General features: G+C 61.6%; 17 protein-coding genes. 13 read left to right on the top strand and 4 right to left on the bottom strand.

All coding sequences use genetic code 11. The features are described 5' to 3' along the window. Positions 1-23: 23 nt before the first annotated feature. On the bottom strand, positions 24-866 hold the full coding sequence (locus tag ACIPPQ_RS06780; protein WP_446543374.1) for a fumarylacetoacetate hydrolase family protein: 843 nt from the start codon (positions 864-866) through the stop codon (positions 24-26). A 140-nt stretch (positions 867-1,006) separates the two neighbouring features. Then, a complete protein-coding gene (locus ACIPPQ_RS06775; protein WP_446543373.1) occupies positions 1,007-1,738 on the bottom strand; it encodes a FadR/GntR family transcriptional regulator in 732 nt (243 codons plus the stop codon). A 253-nt stretch (positions 1,739-1,991) separates the two neighbouring features. On the opposite strand from ACIPPQ_RS06775, the gene ACIPPQ_RS06770 reads away from it, so the two are divergent. The 9 genes from ACIPPQ_RS06770 (at position 1,992) to ACIPPQ_RS06730 (ending at position 10,942) form a co-directional block, all read left to right on the top strand. Beyond that, on the top strand, positions 1,992-2,672 hold the full coding sequence (locus ACIPPQ_RS06770; protein ID WP_446543372.1) for a dienelactone hydrolase family protein: 681 nt from the start codon (positions 1,992-1,994) through the stop codon (positions 2,670-2,672). A gap of 1,247 nt (positions 2,673-3,919) precedes the next feature. After that, positions 3,920-5,242 (top strand): aromatic ring-hydroxylating oxygenase subunit alpha, encoded by a 1,323-nt coding sequence (locus ACIPPQ_RS06765; protein ID WP_446543371.1) that lies wholly within the window; start codon positions 3,920-3,922, stop codon positions 5,240-5,242. 50 nt (positions 5,243-5,292) lie between these two features. After that, the gene (locus ACIPPQ_RS06760) at positions 5,293-5,775 is read left to right on the top strand and encodes an aromatic-ring-hydroxylating dioxygenase subunit beta (protein WP_446543370.1); all 483 of its coding nucleotides are present in this window, start codon (positions 5,293-5,295) and stop codon (positions 5,773-5,775) included. 10 nt (positions 5,776-5,785) lie between these two features. Then, positions 5,786-6,694 carry a VOC family protein gene (locus ACIPPQ_RS06755; RefSeq protein WP_446543369.1) on the top strand — a complete coding sequence of 303 codons (909 nt, stop codon included), beginning with the start codon at positions 5,786-5,788 and terminating at the stop codon, positions 6,692-6,694. Between the two features lie 60 nt (positions 6,695-6,754). Next, positions 6,755-7,123 (top strand): non-heme iron oxygenase ferredoxin subunit, encoded by a 369-nt coding sequence (locus ACIPPQ_RS06750; RefSeq protein WP_446543368.1) that lies wholly within the window; start codon positions 6,755-6,757, stop codon positions 7,121-7,123. Further along, complete coding sequence (locus ACIPPQ_RS06745) at positions 7,110-7,886, top strand: 2-keto-4-pentenoate hydratase (RefSeq protein WP_446543367.1); 777 nt, start codon at positions 7,110-7,112, stop codon at positions 7,884-7,886. The genes ACIPPQ_RS06750 and ACIPPQ_RS06745 overlap by 14 nt, the downstream gene beginning before the upstream one ends. Further along, on the top strand, positions 7,883-8,827 hold the full coding sequence (locus tag ACIPPQ_RS06740) for an acetaldehyde dehydrogenase (acetylating) (protein ID WP_446543366.1): 945 nt from the start codon (positions 7,883-7,885) through the stop codon (positions 8,825-8,827). The genes ACIPPQ_RS06745 and ACIPPQ_RS06740 overlap by 4 nt, the downstream gene beginning before the upstream one ends. Then, positions 8,827-9,870: a 4-hydroxy-2-oxovalerate aldolase gene (gene dmpG / locus ACIPPQ_RS06735; RefSeq protein WP_446543527.1), complete on the top strand. Its 1,044-nt coding sequence runs from the start codon at positions 8,827-8,829 to the stop codon at positions 9,868-9,870. Before ACIPPQ_RS06740 ends, dmpG begins: the two co-directional genes overlap by 1 nt. After that, the gene (locus ACIPPQ_RS06730; RefSeq protein WP_446543365.1) at positions 9,821-10,942 is read left to right on the top strand and encodes an amidohydrolase family protein; all 1,122 of its coding nucleotides are present in this window, start codon (positions 9,821-9,823) and stop codon (positions 10,940-10,942) included. Before dmpG ends, ACIPPQ_RS06730 begins: the two co-directional genes overlap by 50 nt. An 11-nt stretch (positions 10,943-10,953) precedes the next feature. Here the strand turns inward: ACIPPQ_RS06730 and ACIPPQ_RS06725 are convergent, their stop codons facing one another. Both ACIPPQ_RS06725 and ACIPPQ_RS06720 read right to left on the bottom strand, forming a co-directional pair. Continuing rightward, positions 10,954-11,658, bottom strand: coding sequence for an SDR family NAD(P)-dependent oxidoreductase (locus ACIPPQ_RS06725; protein WP_446543364.1), 705 nt, complete (start codon positions 11,656-11,658; stop codon positions 10,954-10,956). A gap of 50 nt (positions 11,659-11,708) precedes the next feature. Next, on the bottom strand, positions 11,709-12,875 hold the full coding sequence (locus ACIPPQ_RS06720; protein ID WP_446543363.1) for an LLM class flavin-dependent oxidoreductase: 1,167 nt from the start codon (positions 12,873-12,875) through the stop codon (positions 11,709-11,711). A 556-nt stretch (positions 12,876-13,431) separates the two neighbouring features. Here ACIPPQ_RS06720 and ACIPPQ_RS06715 point away from each other — a divergent pair. The 4 genes from ACIPPQ_RS06715 to ACIPPQ_RS06700 all read left to right on the top strand — a co-directional run bounded on the left by ACIPPQ_RS06715 (position 13,432) and on the right by ACIPPQ_RS06700 (position 17,055). Then, positions 13,432-14,616: an aminotransferase class V-fold PLP-dependent enzyme gene (locus ACIPPQ_RS06715; RefSeq protein ID WP_446543362.1), complete on the top strand. Its 1,185-nt coding sequence runs from the start codon at positions 13,432-13,434 to the stop codon at positions 14,614-14,616. A 149-nt stretch (positions 14,617-14,765) separates the two neighbouring features. Next, on the top strand, positions 14,766-15,473 hold the full coding sequence (locus ACIPPQ_RS06710; RefSeq protein WP_446543361.1) for a transporter substrate-binding domain-containing protein: 708 nt from the start codon (positions 14,766-14,768) through the stop codon (positions 15,471-15,473). Continuing rightward, entirely contained in the window at positions 15,470-16,273 is an 804-nt protein-coding gene (locus tag ACIPPQ_RS06705) for an amino acid ABC transporter permease (RefSeq protein ID WP_446543360.1), read from the top strand. Before ACIPPQ_RS06710 ends, ACIPPQ_RS06705 begins: the two co-directional genes overlap by 4 nt. Continuing rightward, positions 16,273-17,055, top strand: coding sequence for an amino acid ABC transporter ATP-binding protein (locus tag ACIPPQ_RS06700; RefSeq protein WP_446543359.1), 783 nt, complete (start codon positions 16,273-16,275; stop codon positions 17,053-17,055). Before ACIPPQ_RS06705 ends, ACIPPQ_RS06700 begins: the two co-directional genes overlap by 1 nt. Positions 17,056-17,103 lie beyond the last annotated feature (48 nt).

Here is a 17,103-nt window from a genome sequence, read left to right as displayed (position 1 = left end):
CTGCATCCTTGGCATGGTCTGAATCAGCGTTCGGCCGCGATGGGGTTCTGCAGCGTCCCAATGCCGCTGATCTCGACCTCGACGGTGTCGCCGGGCTTCATGAAAAGCTTGGGGTTCCTCCGATTGCCTATTCCGGCCGGCGAGCCGGTCGCGATGACGTCGCCCGGACTTAGCGGCGTAAATGCCGAACAATAGGCGATCAGTTCGGCAACACTGAAGATCATGTCGGCCAGCGATGCATCCTGCATCGTTTGGCCATTCAATCGCGTCGAAATCCTGAGCGCGGAAAGCGGGGGAAGCGCATTCGGTGTGACAACCCACGGGCCGAAGCTGCCCACGGCGTGAAAATTCTTGCCTGGAGTGACTTGCGTTGTGTGAAACTGCCAGTCGCGGATCGATGCGTCATTGAAGCATGAATAGCCGCCGATATGTTCGGCCGCCTCGGCAGGCGCGATATGACGACCTCCCTTGCCGATTATGACGGCGAGTTCGCCTTCGAAATCGAGCGCGAGCGAATTGCGCGGCCGCACGATCGGCTGACCCGATGCAACGACGGAGTCCGGAAACCGGATGAACAATGTTGGATAGGGCATGGCCTTGAAGTCTGTCTCGTCGACATGCTCGCGGTAGTTGAGGCCGACGCCGATGATCTTGTTGGGGCGCGGTATCGGCGGCAGGAGCCGCGCCGCGCCGAGGGGCAGGTCGGGCTCGGTCCTTTCCCAGACACCTCCGATCCGGCCCAGACCGCGACCGAGAAATTCCGCCAGGGTTGCGGCGCCGCTCCTTTCGCGCAAGGCGACAATACCATCATCGACCACCGCGCCGAAGTCCTCGGCACCGTCAATCTCATAGCTCACAAGTTTCATTCAAACTCCCGCAGCCGTCGCTCGCATTCATGCGATATTTGCATGTGCGTTTTATGGTCCTACCATTAGCGCAATGGGATTCGCAAGCTTTTGTGCAGACGATAGCCACCGTGTCGCTTTCGCCGTGCTGAGCTTCGCGATCAGCGGGTATTGGTGGAGAATTCCTCAAGATAGCGTCGCATGAAATCGGCGACCTTGCGCGACTCATCGAGCGCCGCACCCACGTCTCGGCGGCGGAGGCATTCGACAAGAACCCGGCGTTCCGCCGCCAGCTGCTGCATCGAGCGCTCATTGGGGTCGGGTGCTGATTTCTCCACAAAGTCGAGTACGACTTCGGTCAGCGCCCCGAGCAGCGTCATGACCAGCTGGTTATGGCTCGCCTGCCCGAGCAGGAAATAAAACTGGCGGGTTGCATCAAGACGGTCTGCAAGGCGCGTGACGGCCTCCGATGTCGCGACATTGTCCTCCAGCGCGGCGAGATCCTCTTCGGTCGCGCGCGCGCAGACAAGCGGAATAACCTGCTCGTTCATCAGAATGCGCATCTCGATGAGCTCGTCGAGCGATACATTGCCGAGATAAACCATGTCGCGCATCGAGGCGGATACAACGTCCGAGTTCAGCTGCTGGATAAACGCACCTCCGCGCGCGCCTTTGCGGAGTTCGATCACGCCAGCATTCTCCAGTGCCCGCAGTGCCTCCCTGACCGCGGCGCGCCCGACTCCGAGTTGCTGGGCGAGTTCGCGCTCTGCGGGCAGCTTGTCGCCCGGGCGAAGGGAGTCCGAATAAATTCGTGCGCGAATCTGGCCGCAGACCTCTTCGAAGACGCGTTTCTTCTTGATCGGACGATAAAGAGGAACCGAGGCTTCAGCCACAGGGCCTGCTGTTGAATATCGATCGCATCCCGGAGGGATACATGGTCCTACCTTTTGGCGCAATCGCCAATGCTGGCCATAGCGACATACTCGGATGCGAGCCGAACGCCTTTTGCAACTGGACGAATCACCAAGGTTTAACTTCATCATCAACCGCCGCGTCAAAGTCGAGCATCGCGCAAAGAAAAATTGATTTCATTGGTCGGACCAAACAGTTATGGAGGCCAAAAATTATCTGGAGCTGGAACTGACCATGGCCGACACTGCACCCCTTTCGATCATCGCCGACGACGGCAGGCCATTGTCCGCCTACAGGGCGCAGCCGGTTGGCCTCTCCCGCGGCAGCGTGGTTGTGCTCCAGGAATTATTCGGGGTGAACGAACATATCCGCCGCGTGTGCGATGATTTTGCGAAGGATGGCTATGTCGCCGTTGCGCCCGCTCTCTTCGATCGCGTGGCAGCGGGAATGGAACTCGGCTATTCTGCAGAAGATGTTCAGACAGGCCTCGCCGCGCGCGATGCCTTGCCGCTTGAACGGGTGCTGGGTGACGTGCAGGCCGCCATCGACAGCGTTGCGGGGGATGCGCCGGTGTTTGTCCTGGGTTATTGCTGGGGCGGGACGCTGGCTTTCCTCGCGGCGGCGCGTCTTTCGGGATTGGCCGGCGCAGTCGGCTATTATGGCAGCATGATCCCCGACTATTGCGACGACGCGCCTCGCGTGCCGCTGATGCTGCATTTCGGGCGTCACGATCACACATTGCCGCCGGAGCGTGTGGCCCTCATCCAGGAAGCGCGCCCCGAAGCGGAAATTTTTGTCTATGATACAGGCCATGGCTTCAACTGCGACGCCCGCCCGAGCTTCGATCCGGCCGCCGCCGAACTCGCGCGTCGCCGGACGCTTTCCTTTTTCTACGCGCACGCCGATCTCGGGTAAGGATCGGCACCCGGTCAACCTCGGAGGGACACCAGCACCAATGTCGAATATGGTCGGAAAGCCGCAGGCTTCAGCCAACGCCGATGCGATCGGCGGCGGTCCGGTGAGGCCGCCGAGGCTCATTATTCTCGATCGAAGCGATGAGACAAGCCGCCGTTATTGGTGCGAGCGGTTCGGCGCCGAAGGTTATGACTGCATCGCCCCCGATCTCGGCCACGCCGACGATCCTGAAGCGGTCATCGCCTTGGCATGTCAGGGCTCCGACGGCGCCTCGGGAGAACGGCCGGGGTTGTTTGCCACGGAAGACGCCTGGCCGGTCGCGCTGGCCGTTGCCCGCTCTGGCAATGTCGGCGCGCTGGTCGGGTTCGCGAGCGCCGCCGATGTTGATTTCCCGGGGATGGCTCCCCTTCCCTGCCCGGCCGCGCTCCATGTCACGCCTGTCGACGGACACAATGCGGCGAGTCTGGTCGGCGTCGCCGACCGGCTGGGGATCCAGCTCTTCGACGCCGCCGCGCCCGTCGGATTTGCCTCGCCTCTGTCCCCCGCCTTCGACAGGCACGCCGCGTCGGTTGCTCTTTCAAGAACTCTGTCCGTTCTGCGCCCGGCGCTGGGTCCGCGGGTCGACCTCGGCCGCCTCTTCCGCGAGCATCTGGCGCAGGAATTCGTGCATCAGGATGCCGATGCCACCATGGGGACCATGATCGGCGAGCCTTATGTCAACCATATCCCGACTTTGACCGGGGGCTATGGCCACGACATGCTGAAGCGCTTCTACAAATATCATTTCATTCCTTCGGCAGCCCGAAGCCGCGACAGGCAGACAACGCTCGTCTCCGAAATCATCGGCGCCGATTCGGTGGTCCTCGAAATGGTCATCAGTTTCATCCATGACGAGGAGCATGAATATATGCTTCCCGGCGTGAAGCCGACCGGACGAACCCTGAAAATACCCTCGGTCGTTGTGGCCAAGTTTCAGGGCGACAAGCTCTGCCATGAGCATATCTATTGGGACCAGGCTTCGTTGCTGGCCCAGATCGGAGCCCTCGATCCGACCGGTCTTCCCATTGCCGGCGCCGAACAGGCCGAAAAGGTCCTCGACCCCAGCCTGCCCTCGAACCTCATGATGCCGGCTTGGGCTCGTAGCGAAGGGAAGCCGATCTAGGCTTATCGCGAAGATTCCCTTTGACCCCCGAGACAAAAATGCTAATGGTCTGTCCATTAGCACATCGTCACAAAGAACGGGGCCTATGACACTTACGGGAGCGGACAAGAGGCTGGTCGAAGGCCTCATCGTGGAAGACCGCGAGCGCGGCTTTTTTCGCGTCAATCGGCGTGTGTTCGTCGATCCGGACATCTTCGCGATGGAGCGTGAACTGATCTACGACAAGGTGTGGCTGTATATCGGCCATGCCTCCGAGATCCGGCAACCGGGTTCCTTTGTCCGACGCAACGTCAACGGCCGCGCCCTGATCCTTGTTCGCGATCGCAAGGGCGTCGTTCGCACTCTCTATAATAGCTGTCCCCACCGGGGAGCGGTTGTCTGCAAGGAGCGGCAGGGAACGACGAAGATGTTCCGCTGCACCTACCATGGATGGGTATTCGACACGTCGGGCACGCTGGCCGACGTGCCGGTCCCCGGCGCCATGTATCCGGGCTATGACTCCGATCCGTTGCTGAACATGCGCGAAGTGCCGCGCTGCGAAGAATATCGCGGCTTCATCTTCATCAGTTTCAACCGGGACGTCGAGTCGCTCGAGGATTATCTCGCCGACGCGAAGACCTATCTCTCCTACATTGCCGATCAGGGCGAAGATGGAATGGAGGTCGTCGAGGGAGCAGAAGAATATTGCATCCCCTCGAACTGGAAGTTCATGCAGGAAAACAGCGTCGACGGCTATCATGCGATGGCGACGCACTCGACCTACATCGAATATACGATCGCTCGCGACGGCCCGAAGCCTCACTTCAACCCGACAGTCGACTACGGCACGGTGACGCAACTTGGCAATGGCCATGCCGTATCATGGTCGGTCGGCAGTACGCCATGGGGCCGCCCCTATGCGCGCTGGACGCCGGCGTGGGGTGAGCAGGCGCGCGAAGAGATCGAGGCGATCGAGAAGCGCATCATCGATCGCGTCGGCGCGGAGCGAGCGCGAATGATCTGTCACAGTGACCGCAACATGACGATCTTCCCGAACCTCGCGGTCCACGACATCATGGGAATCACAATCCGCAATCTTCTGCCAAAGGCTGCGGGTGATCACGACATCAATGCGTGGGCTCTGGCGCCGATCAACGAGTCGGACAGCTCACGCGACCGCCGAATGCGCAACTATGTCGAATTTCTTGGGCCTGCGGGCTTTGCGACCCCGGACGACACGGAAATGCTCGAGATGTGCCAGCAAGGGCTGCAGCGCAATGTCGACTATCTCTGGAATGACGTCTCGCGCGGAATGCTGAAGCCGCGCGAGCAGCTTACCAAGCTCGACGAGGCGCAGCAGCGCACCTTCTGGCGGCAGTGGCGCAATCTGATGCTGGGAGCGGATGAAGGCGAGGTGGTTGGACCATGAGCCTGGACCTCGCCGAGAAAGACACCCAATCCCCAAGAGGTAGGGCCGCCATGTCCGTTGAACTCACGCATGAAGTGGCGCAGTTTCTATTCGAGGAAGCGCGCCTCCTCGACACCAATGCCTATCTCGAATGGGCCGCGCTCTTTACCGAGGATTGCAATTATCGCGTGCCCCCGACGGATCGGCCGGCCGCAGAGACCGGCCGTGCGCTGTTCCTGATCAACGATGACCATTTCCGGCTCACCGAGCGGGCGAAGCGCCTCACCAAAAAGGATGCGCATGCCGAGTATCCGGCTTCGCGTACGTGCCGCATGGTCGCGAACGTTAGCGTGAGCGCCGCGTCGGGCAACGAAGTTCGCGCCAGCGCCAATGTCGTCACCTATCGCTATCGCTACGAGCGGATCGACATCTACCCTGCCCATGTCGAATATGTCCTGCGCCGCGAAGCTAGCGGTCTGCGCATCGCCTCGAAAATCGTCACGCTCGCGCTCGACTCGCTTCGGCCGCAGGGCAAGATCAGCCTGATCCTCTGAGGGGACGGTCATGTCGCGTTATGCCCGCCTGTCCTATGTCGCACTGAACGCCAGCGACCCGGAGCGTACTGCGCGTTTCTACAGGGACGAGGTCGGCCTCGAATTCGTCGCGGGCGGCGCCGACGGCAGTCTTCGCCTGCGGGGCGGTGACGGTGGCTTCAATATTGCCCTCTACCGTTCGGCCCGGCCCGGCCTGAAGCGCATGGCCTTTGAAATGGAGGGCGCCGGCGCGTTCGACACGCTTGTCGAGCGGCTGCAGGCAGCGGGCATAACGATGACCGCCGTCGCGCCGGCAGAGTGCCGCGACCTCGATGTAGAGCGGGCGTTTCGCATCAGCGAACCCGTCACCGGGGCGGTTATCGAATTCGGCGAGCCGTCGTCGGCAAGGAGGAAAGGCTGGCCCTTTTCGCCGACCCACGCAAAGATCCAGCGTCTCGGCCACCTCGTCCTCAAATCTCCCGACTGGCCGAAAACCGTGGCATTTTTTCGCGACACGCTCGGTTTCTCGGTTTCCGACGTCATTGAAGACCGGGTGTGTTTCATGCGCTGCACGCCCAACCCCCTTCATCATTCACTCGGGATCGGGGCTGGCGAGGCCGGCCTTCACCATGTGAACTTCATGGTCACCGAAATCGACGACATCGGTCGCGCGCTTCATCGCTTTCAGCGCGACGGCGTCGATGTGGTCGGCGGGCCCGGGCGTCATCCCACCTCGGACAGTATCTTTCTCTACTTCCTCGATCCCGACGGCCTCACGGTCGAATATAGCTTCGGCATGGAGGAGTTTCCCGAGGAAGCGCCGCGCGAACATCGTGTTTTTCCTCCAGTTCCCGAATCCGCAGACACTTGGGGAGGAGGCCGCGATCCGCGGCACGGAGCACTTGGCGACATCGAGCAGATGGCCTCCGGTTCCGTTTGATACCCGATGCTTGGCGTCCGCCCGACGTAACGGCTTGAAGCAAGGATTGCGGCGCGCGTGATGACCGGGTTCCGCGAGGAGAGTGAATTGGACCGCAAGACTTTTTTCGCGCTGCCTGGCGCTGACCAACTCGCGCCGGGTGACATGATGCCGATCGATCTGCCCGGCGGCCGGTGCATCGCAGTCTATAATGTGGAGGGCACACTTTACGCGACGGACGATCGTTGCTCGCACGGCAATGCCAGCCTGGCCGACGGCGACCTCGAAGGCTTTCGGATCATCTGCCCGTTTCATGAAGGCGCTTTCGATATTCGGGACGGCAGCCCTGCGGGATATCCCTGCACCGTGCCAGTCAAATCCTACGCCGTCGTATCCCAGGACGGCGTGACCGGACTCTTTATCGCGGAAGATGAACATGACCAGGATTGAAGAAGTCGCCGCCCGCCTCCGGAATGCCTATGCCGCCGGCGCGGTGGAACCTCTGCGCGATGCGCTTGGACCGACGGATGCGGATGCGGCCTATGCCATCCAGGAAATCAACACCCGGCATTGGCTCGAGGACGGCCGGCGGATCGTGGGGCGCAAGATCGGTCTGACGGCAAAGGCAGTGCAAGCCCAACTCGGCGTCGACCAGCCCGACTATGGCGTTCTTTTCGCGGACATGCAGATCGAGGACGGCGGCGTCTTGCAGCGGCGTTCGGTGATCCAGCCCAAGGCCGAGGCCGAAATCGCCCTTATCCTGTCGCGCGACATCGACGATCCGGATGCGACCGCCGAAGTTGTTGCGGCAGCCGTCGACCATGCCGTCGCGGCCATCGAGATCGTCGACAGCCGCATCGCGGACTGGCGGATCAGCTTCGCCGACACCGTTGCCGACAATGGGTCATCGGCATTCTTCGTGCTGGGGACAGAACGGTGCGGTCTCGATGGCCTCGACCTCTACAGCTGCGGAATGGTTCTGGAGATAAACGGGGCCGTCGCATCGCTCGGTGCAGGTGCGGCCTGTCTCGGGCACCCGCTGTCCGCCGCCGCCTGGCTCGCGCGTACAATGGCAGCCAAGGGTGCTCCCCTCACAGCGGGAGACATAGTGTTGACCGGAGCGCTCGGACCCATGGTGGCATTGTCTGGCGGGGAGCGGGTGCACGCGCGGATCGGCGGTGTCGGAACAGTCCATTTCGAGTATGAGGCATGAGCGGCAACAAGACCAAGGTCGCGATCATCGGCTCGGGCAATATCGGCACCGACCTCATGATCAAGGTCCAGCGCCTTTCGGATCGTCTCGAGGTTGCCGCGCTCGTCGGCATTGACCCCGCATCGGACGGGCTGCAGCGCGCTTCGCGTCTCGGGATCCAGGCGATCGACGGAGGTATGGACGCACTGGTCGATCACCCGGTCTGGCCGGAGATCGGGATTATTTTCGACGCGACTTCGGCCGGTGCCCATGCCCGGCACGCCGACATCGCGGCGCGCGCCGGAAAGGCCATGATCGACCTCACACCCGCGGCGATCGGCCCCTATGTCGTGCCGGTCGTGAACGGCGACGCGCATCTGTGTGCGGCCAACCTCAACATGGTGACATGCGGAGGCCAGGCAACCATCCCGATTGTCGCGGCGGTCTCGGGGATCGCGCAGGTTCATTATGCGGAAATCGTGGCTTCGATCGCCTCCAAATCCGCAGGGCCCGGCACGCGGGCGAATATCGACGAGTTCACCGAAACCACGGCGCGGGCCATCGAGGCGGTGGGCGGCGCCGCTCAGGGCAAGGCGATCATCATCCTGAACCCCGCCGAACCGCCGATGATCATGCGCGACACGGTTCTCATTCTTTCGTCGGGTGCCGAAGAATCGCGGATCGAAGCCGCGATAGTGGAAATGGTTGCGCGTGTGGCCGACTATGTTCCGGGTTACCGGTTGAAGCAGAAGGTCCAGTTCGAACGCTTCGGCTCCAATAATCCGTTGACCATTCCCGGCCTCGGCAAGTTCGAGGGGATCAAGACCAGCGTGTTTCTCGAGGTCGAAGGCGCCGCGCATTACCTCCCCGCCTATGCAGGAAATCTCGACATCATGACGTCGGCTGCGCTTGCGACTGCGGAAAAGATCGCCGCCGCCCGGACAATGTCAGGAGCAGCATGATGGTTTTCGATCCAGCGGCGACCCGCATTTATATTCAGGACGTCACTCTGCGCGACGGCATGCACGCGATACGGCATCGTTACGGTCTCGATGATGTCCGCGCGATCGCTCGTGCGCTCGATCAGGCAAAGGTGGATGCCATCGAAGTGGCACACGGAGACGGCCTGAACGGATCCTCCTTCAACTATGGTTTCGGCGCGCACACCGACTGGGAGTGGATCGAGGCGGTCGCCGAGGTGCTTGAACATAGTGTGCTCACGACATTGCTGCTGCCGGGGATCGGCACGGTTGCCGATCTCAAACAGGCTCATGCTCTTGGCGTCCGATCGGTACGCATCGCTACCCATTGCACCGAAGCCGACGTTTCTCGCCAGCACATCGAGGCGGCGCGGTCGCTCGGCATGGATGTATCGGGCTTTCTCATGATGAGCCACATGACGGATCCAGAGACCCTGGCCGGTCAGGCAAAGCTCATGGAAGAATATGGAGCGCACTGCGTCTATGTCACCGACAGCGGCGGCGCTCTCGACATGGATGGCTATCGCGAACGATTGCTTGCCTATGATCGGGTTCTGCGCCCGGAGACAGAGCGCGGCATCCACGCGCACCATAATCTTTCCCTTGGCGTCGCCAATTCGATCGTCGGCGTCCAGGCGGGCGCCGTCCGGGTCGATGCCAGTCTCGCCGGCATGGGTGCGGGCGCCGGGAATGCGCCACTCGAAGTCTTCATTGCCGCGATCGACCGCAAGGGATGGAACCATGGATGCGACCTGTTCGCGCTCATGGATGCCGCCGAGGATCTCGTCCGCCCGCTTCAGGACCGGCCGGTGCGCGTCGACCGGGAGACGCTCAGCCTCGGCTATGCAGGCGTTTACTCCTCTTTCCTTCGGCACGCGGAGAAGGCGAGCATCGACCATGGGATCGATACGCGGGCGATTCTTGTCGAACTGGGCCGCCGCCAGATGGTCGGAGGGCAGGAAGACATGATTGTCGATGTTGCGCTCGATCTGCTGGATCGTTTCGGGAACGAGGCTGCACGGTGAAGACCTTACTGCCTGCTCGCGCGACGAACCCAAACCGACACCGTCTGGCAATTGCCGGGGTCGACTTCTGGTGAGCGGCACGGTGCTGATCGACGTCCACACGCATGTCACGCCCCCTGAATTTCCCGCCTGCCCCGATGCGGCCGCGGCGAAACGCTGGCCATGCATGCAGTGCAGCGGTGAGCAGACGACACTGTTCTCCGGTGACAAAGCTTTTCGCGTACTCGATGCACGCTCCTGGGATGCCGAGCGGCGCATCGCCGACATGGCCCGATCCGGCGTCTCGATGCAGCTGCTCTCGCCAATGCCCGAACTGCTTTCCTATTGGCTGCCTTCGGGAGCGGCGTCGATCGTCTGCGATACGGTGAATGATCATATCGCCGAGATGGTCGCCGGGCATCCGGCTTACTTCCGTGGCGTCGGAGCGATACCGCTGCAGGATGTCGCCGAGGCCGTGCGAGCTGTCAAAGGGCTTCGTTCCCGTTACGGTCTCGACGGAGTCGAGATCGGAAGCAACATAAACGGCAAGCAGCTTGGCGATCCTGAGTTTGAACCCTTTTTTGCCGCCGCCGAAAGCGAAGGCATCGCGATCTTTGTCCACGCGATCCATCCGGTAGCCAAGGTCGCCGACATGTCGGCGCAATATGTCTCGGTGGTTCTGTTTCCCGTCGAGATCGCAATGGCAGCGGCCTCGCTGCTGATGGCCGGCACGCTCGAGCGCTATCCTCGCCTGCGCATCGGTTTCAGCCATGGTGCCGGTGCCCTTCCGGCGATGCTGGGACGCCTCGACCAGGGATGGAAGCGGGCCGATGGCTTTGGAGGAAGAATCGAGATTCAACCCAGTGTGACGGCCCGTTCGATGTTCATCGACGGCAATGTTTATGACCCGGTGCTTCTGCGCCATCTTGCCTGCGAAGTCGCACCCGGCCGGGTCTTTGCCGGTAGCGACTATCCCTACAAGATCATGGAAGAGAATATTCGGGGTCTCATCGATCGAGCGTGCTTCTCTGACGAAAGCCGTAACTCGATCGAGCACGGAGCAGCGCTGGCATTTCTGAACGCGAGCGCCTGAACCGGCAACCGTCAGGGATAGATTTCGCGTTCCCCCTTTTCGCTCGCCGCCAAGATCGCCTGCGCAAGATCGGCGGGTGCCATCTTCGTCCCTTGCGCCTGCGCGCTCATGGGCGTGTCGACCATTTTTGGAAAAACGCTGAGGAGCTTGATGCCGCGCGGCTCGAGCGCAACCCGTGCACTTTGGGCTATCGAGAAGGCGGCCGCCTTGCTCGCGCAGTAAGAGGCCATTGCCGGGACGCTGCGCAGGCTCAAGACGGACAAAATATTGACGAACAAGGCTCCTTCGCGCTTTGCCATCGGCTCCGCGAATGCCCGGAACATGTTCATTGTTCCCAGCGCATTCACGCGGAACTCTTCGGTCAACGCCTCGACGGCGTTCGGATCGAACAGCCCGGCCGAGCGATTGACGCCGGCGTTGTTCACCAGAATGTCGACATCGTCGCCGAAGGCATCAGCGGCTGCTTGCGCCGACGTCGGATCGGTCACGTCGAGCGGAACATGGCTGCAGCCGACGGGCTGCGGCCTGCCCTCTCGCCCGGCGACCAGAACGTGCCGCACGCCCGCGGCGAGATAGGCCTCGACCAGGGCCTGACCGATTCCGCCATATCCGCCGGTGATGAGGACAGTACGATTTTCGTGGAAACCGGGCATTTTCGTGCGCTTTCGACAAGGACAATGAAGATTGGCCGGGTCAACCGAAGGGAACCCGGCCAATCCGCCCCACCGGGCTTTGGCAATCTTGGATGTGCGGTCGGGTCGAGCGATCAGGCGGCTGCGGCGGCGCTCGCTTCCGGACCGGTATCGGCTGCACTGGATCGGAGCCCAGCTTCTTCAAGGAGCGGAAGCACTCGCCCGGCGAAGAAAGGCAGTTCCTCGACATAGTTCACGAAAGACAGGGTGGTGCCGTCGAATCCGAGATTTCGAATTTCGGCCATCTCGCGAGCGATTGTCTCGGGCGAGCCGACAAGAGGCGAAGTTCCCGATCCGCCAGCGTAGCGGCGGCGGTCGACCTTGAGCGCGTCGGGGTCGATATCCTTATAGTGAGCGAGCTTGCCCTTCATCTGGATGTCGACCGCGACCTGATCCGCCATCTCCTCGGCGTAGTAGCGATAATATTCCTGCGCTTCGGCATCGGTCTCGCGGCAGACGACGTGACACGCAGTGAACACGCCGACATCACGGCCGAATTCCGCAGCGGCGCCGCGCAGTTCAGCGATCTGCTCGGGTGCACGCTGCTTGTCCTTTATACCGGTAAAAAGCATATCGCTCGTTCGCGCGGCGAAGCGCCGCCCCGCCGGCGACATCGCCGCGGACATTGTGAAGGGACGCGGCTTCTGGATGGGCCCCGGCGCACCGGCGACGCCCTTCAGCTGATAATATTGCCCGTCATAATCGAACGGAGCGGTCTCGTTGAAAATCTTGTAGAGGATGTCGTACCATTCCTCTCCCTGATCGTACCGCGTGTCATGTTCGAGCTGCTTCTGCCCGAACATGTCGAACTCGCCCTGGTTCCAGCCACAGACCATGTTGAGCCCGGCGCGGCCGTTGCTGATATGATCGACGGTCGCCAGCGCCTTTGCGGCAAAGACGGGATGAACGAGCGGGAGGTGAACCGTCGAGAACACCGAGATGCGCTTGGTGAGGGCAGCAAGGCCTGCGGCAAATGTCAGTGTCTCCATCGACTCGCCGCGGACATCGGTCGTGCCGCCATATCCCTTCCATCGCGCGATCGGCAGAATGAACTCGAGTCCGATGTCGTCTGCGAGCTGCGCCGCAGCCACCATATCGTCCCAGTCGCAGCGCCAGCGGTTCTCGACCGTCGTGCAGGCGCCGCCGCCGTTGCAGTTCATCGAAAAAAGACCGAGCTTGAACGCGTTGCTGTTGTGCATCGCGTTCGGAACGGGCTTTGCCTTGCGGGTTACCATTGGCATCGATCCTCCTATTATGGCCCTTTGGTCCGACCACTAACAAAACGCTGTGGCGAGTCAAGAAAGCTCTTCACCTCGCAGCCGCCTTTGCGAATATGCATTACGATCGAATTCCAGATCACGGGAGCTTCATAACCCGACTAGATCGTCTGAAATTACACAAAATCCGCTCGCAAGTACCGACTCGGTCGTCCGCGGTCGTGACGAGTTTCTCGCACATAGAATTGCCACCGAGCGATCAAAAGATCGATCTCCCGGGTTGCGAACCTCGGTGCCTCTGTTAAGGACAGACCATTAAACCCGGTGACTCGAATCGCCCGGGGCGATATTCTCCTGGGAGGGACCATATGACGAGATGCCGTCCGGCTATCATCCTCGCCGAACTCCGCAAGATCGGCAGCATCGCTGCCCGTGCCCGCGTGGACGATGCGTCCCACCGGCTTGGCTGCTTTCTTCCCGCGACGCGGCACTTCCTCTCGATTAAGACATCCGGATCGTTCGCGGGAGGATGTTCTCGCAGACGAACGGACCTCGTCTTTGCGCAAGCAGGAGCCTGAAAGTGACCTCGACTTCACAAGACCCCGCTGTGGTTCGCGGTCACGACGGCTGGCTCCTTTATCACAGTGTCGGTCGCTATCCCGGGCAGGCAGAAGATGCAGGCGCCATTCTCGCGCAGGCAGCTCAGGATTGGTACGCGAACGGCGACCGGCACTGGTTTCCGGGACTGGGGCAGCGTGCGCGCGCGGTCGAACTGTTTTCCGCGTTGATCGGTGCTCCGCCGGGCTCGGTCTTTACGGTGGAAAATGTGACGCTCGCATTCGCGAGCTTCGTCACCGCGCTGCCTCCCCGCCAGCTCAGCGGAAAGCGCGTTCTCATCGCTGGAGACTGCTTCCCCTCCATCCACTTCCTGCTTGCCGGTCTGGCACCGCAGCTTGGCTTCGAACTTGTAACGGTCCCGTTGCAGCCCGGCGCGCATTTCGTATCCGACGATGCCTTCATCGACGCGTGGGACGATCGGGTCGCGCTTTCGATCATTACATGGATCACCTCGACGTCGTCGAAGCGGGCCGACGTCGAACGACTGGTGTCGCACGGCCGCAAGATGGGGTCGCTGGTCGCGGCCGACATCACGCAGGGTGCGGGCTTGCTCCCGTTCGATGCGAGCAAGGTCGACTTCGCCGCGACGACGTCACTGAAATGGCTTTGCGGGATGACCGGTGCCGGCTTCGGATATGTGTCGCCGAAACTGATGGAGCGCCTCGAACCGTCGCTGCGCGGTTGGTTCAGCCAGCTTCCGCCGCTCAACTGGGACCTCGACAAATTCGCCTATGCAGGCGACGCGCGCAAATTCGGTAACGGCACCCCTTCGCTTCTGCCCTACATCGGCAGCCTCCCGGGCATTGAATGGGTGCATAACCGCCCGGCGGGAGAACTGGTCGAGCGAAACGAGCGGCTTTGCGAACGCCTGATCGGTATCGCCGATGCGAGCGGCCTCGATATCGTATCGCCGCGCAACGCTGCGCAGCGAGGGGGCAGCGTCATGGTCGCACTGCCCGACGAAAGCTCGGCCGAGGCCCTTCGCGAGAGGCTGGCGAGCGAGGGCATTTACTGCGATCGCCGGGCGGTGCGCGTGCGCTGGTCGCCAGGGCCGCTCACAACCGAGGCCGCGCTCGATCACATGGCCCACATTTTGCCGCGGATCGCCGCAGAGGTTTCTCCGCAGCTTGTGGGAGGAGCCAGATGAGCCAGCCCAAGCTCCAGAAAAGCGGCCGAAGCATTGCGATCCTTGCGCTCATCCTGGCTTTCATTGCCCTTCTCGCGACCTGCGCGGGCGGCGGCGGCAGCAGCAGCGCGAAGGAAAGCGCATTTCGCAAAATCGTCGAACGCGGCGTCTTGCGGGTCGGCACGACCGGAGATTTCTATCCGTTCTCGCTGCGCGACACTAAAACGAACGGCTACCGGGGCTATGATATCGAAGTGGCGCAGCAGTTGGCCAAGGATCTCGGGGTGAAACTCGAATTTGTCCAGACCAGCTGGCCGGGGCTCGTTGCCGGGATGGTTTCGGACAAATATGATATCGCTCTCGGCGGGATCACAATGACGCTCGACCGTATGAAGTCGGTTGCCTTCTCGGACACTTTTGTCTCGCTCGGCCTCGTTCCTCTCATTCGCAAGGAGGATGAAGGGAAGTTCCGCCGCTGGGAGGATCTTGACCGCGAGGGGGTGACCATCGCCGTCGAACTCGGAACATCATCGGAGCTGATCGCGCGCGCGACCTTCACCAAGGCGAAGATCCTCGCGGTAGAGCCCCCGACGGCGCGCTCCTATCAGGAGGTGCTGACCAGGCGCGCCGACGCCGGGATCAATGACATTCTCACTTATCGCCGGGCCGCGCAAAATTACCCTTCGCTCGTCGTGCTCGCGCCGGAACGTCCGGTAGGCGCGCTTCACAATGGCATAATGGTGCCGCAGGGGGACCAGGTCCTTTTGAATTGGCTCAACGCCTGGGTGCGAACGCGTCAGGAAACGGGCTTCTTCGACAAACTCAATGAGAAATGGCAGGTTCCCGTTCCGGACCAGGCCAGCGAAGCTGCAAAATGACCGCAAAGCGACTTCGTACCGCGGCGCTGGCGCTCGCCTCGGCCCTTGCCCTGGCGGGATGTTCGGGCGAGAGCGGCTATAATTGGGCTTGGGACGTCGTTCTCCCTCTCACCGACGAGGGAACCCGCCATTTCTTCTATCTGACCGCCGGCTTCGTCACGACATTTCAGCTCGCAGGCATGGCCCTCTTTTTCGGACTCATCATTGGCGTCATCATGGCGCTGCTTGCCCGGTCGGAGGATGAGGTCCTGCAGGCGTTCGTGCGAGGTTATGTCGGTTTGCTCCGCGCCGTTCCGACCTTCGTCCTTTTGCTCTGGGTCTATTACACGATCCCGATTCTCGCCGAATCCCTGCCGCCATGGGCGAAGTCCATCCCGGGCATCACATATGTGACGCACCTCTCGCCGATGACCGCAGCCGCTATCACGCTGGCGCTCAGCAGCGGCGCCTTTCTTTCCGAAATCCTGCGCACGGGCATTGAATCCGTCCCGCGCGGTCAGATCGAGGCAGCGAGATCGCTGGGAATGTCACAGGCCCGGACGATGCGGCGCATTGTCCTCCCCCAGGCGCTGCGCCGGATGATCCCTCCGATCTGCAGTCAGTTCATCCAGACGATCAAGGACAGCGCGCTTGCTTCTGCGATCGGGCTCCAGGAGCTGACCCGGCGCGCATCCGAACTGCAGGTCCAGACGTATCGGCCGCTCGAAACTTATACCTTTCTGGCGCTCGAATATATCGTGATTGTCCTGACGTTGACGTGGCTCGTGCGCAAACTCGAGATAAGAATGCGGATCGATTGATGAGCGAGAGTCCAATCCTGTCGGTCCGCGGCCTTCGGAAGGCCTTTGGCGATACCGAGGTGCTCAAAGGCATCGACCTTGATATCCGGAAGGGCGAGGTAATTTGCGTCATCGGCCCGTCGGGCTCGGGAAAGAGCACCTTCCTCAGGTGCCTCAACCTGCTCGAGACAGCCGACGAGGGCGAGATCTGGTTTGCAGGCGAGCGTGTGGATCATCTTGGCCACGAGCAGGGACGCGCAGCGGAAGCCGAAAAAAATGCCCTGCGCGCTCGAATGGGCATGGTTTTCCAGCAATTCAATCTCTGGCCATGTCATTCGGTCGTACAAAATGTCATGGAAGCTCCGATGCTGGTCAAACGCATCGCGCCGGCGACCGCTCGCGAGCAGGCCGAAGCGATGCTGGCCAAAGTCGGTCTCGCCGAAAAGGCCGACCAGCGCCCATCGCAGCTGTCCGGCGGCCAGCAGCAACGCGTTGCGATTGCCAGGGCTCTCGCGATGGCGCCCGATGTCATGCTGTTCGATGAGGCAACCTCGGCGCTCGATCCGGCGCTGGTCGAGGAGGTCCTCAACGTTATGCGTGGTCTCGCGAAAGAAGGCATGACGATGGTGTGCGTTACGCACGAGATGCACTTTGCTTCCTCGGCCGCCGATCGCGTGGTGTTCATCAACCATGGGGTCGTCGTCGAAGCAGGGCCACCTTCGCAGATATTCCGCGAGCCTCAGCAAGAAGAGACCAGGAAGTTTCTGCGGAGCGTGCTGGGAAGAACTCTCGGCCAAGACTGACTGGCAGCGAGCAAGAGCGCCTCTGATTGGTCGTTTTTAAATGGACAT

This window comes from Sphingopyxis sp. LARHCG72, from assembly GCF_052871675.1.
This window is presented reverse-complemented; position numbering and strand designations above follow the sequence as displayed.

Coding starts and splice junctions, on each gene's coding strand:
- ACIPPQ_RS06750 (WP_446543368.1), top strand. CDS start 6,755: ATGACCGGGTTCCGCGAGGAGAGTGAATTGGACCGCAAGACTTTTTTC.
- ACIPPQ_RS06705 (WP_446543360.1), top strand. CDS start 15,470: ATGACCGCAAAGCGACTTCGTACCGCGGCGCTGGCGCTCGCCTCGGCC.
- dmpG (WP_446543527.1), top strand. CDS start 8,827: ATGGTTTTCGATCCAGCGGCGACCCGCATTTATATTCAGGACGTCACT.
- ACIPPQ_RS06745 (WP_446543367.1), top strand. CDS start 7,110: ATGACCAGGATTGAAGAAGTCGCCGCCCGCCTCCGGAATGCCTATGCC.
- ACIPPQ_RS06760 (WP_446543370.1), top strand. CDS start 5,293: ATGTCCGTTGAACTCACGCATGAAGTGGCGCAGTTTCTATTCGAGGAA.
- ACIPPQ_RS06780 (WP_446543374.1), bottom strand. CDS start 866: ATGAAACTTGTGAGCTATGAGATTGACGGTGCCGAGGACTTCGGCGCG.
- ACIPPQ_RS06730 (WP_446543365.1), top strand. CDS start 9,821: ATGTTGCGCTCGATCTGCTGGATCGTTTCGGGAACGAGGCTGCACGGT.
- ACIPPQ_RS06720 (WP_446543363.1), bottom strand. CDS start 12,875: ATGCCAATGGTAACCCGCAAGGCAAAGCCCGTTCCGAACGCGATGCAC.
- ACIPPQ_RS06740 (WP_446543366.1), top strand. CDS start 7,883: ATGAGCGGCAACAAGACCAAGGTCGCGATCATCGGCTCGGGCAATATC.
- ACIPPQ_RS06700 (WP_446543359.1), top strand. CDS start 16,273: ATGAGCGAGAGTCCAATCCTGTCGGTCCGCGGCCTTCGGAAGGCCTTT.
- ACIPPQ_RS06770 (WP_446543372.1), top strand. CDS start 1,992: ATGGCCGACACTGCACCCCTTTCGATCATCGCCGACGACGGCAGGCCA.
- ACIPPQ_RS06765 (WP_446543371.1), top strand. CDS start 3,920: ATGACACTTACGGGAGCGGACAAGAGGCTGGTCGAAGGCCTCATCGTG.
- ACIPPQ_RS06755 (WP_446543369.1), top strand. CDS start 5,786: ATGTCGCGTTATGCCCGCCTGTCCTATGTCGCACTGAACGCCAGCGAC.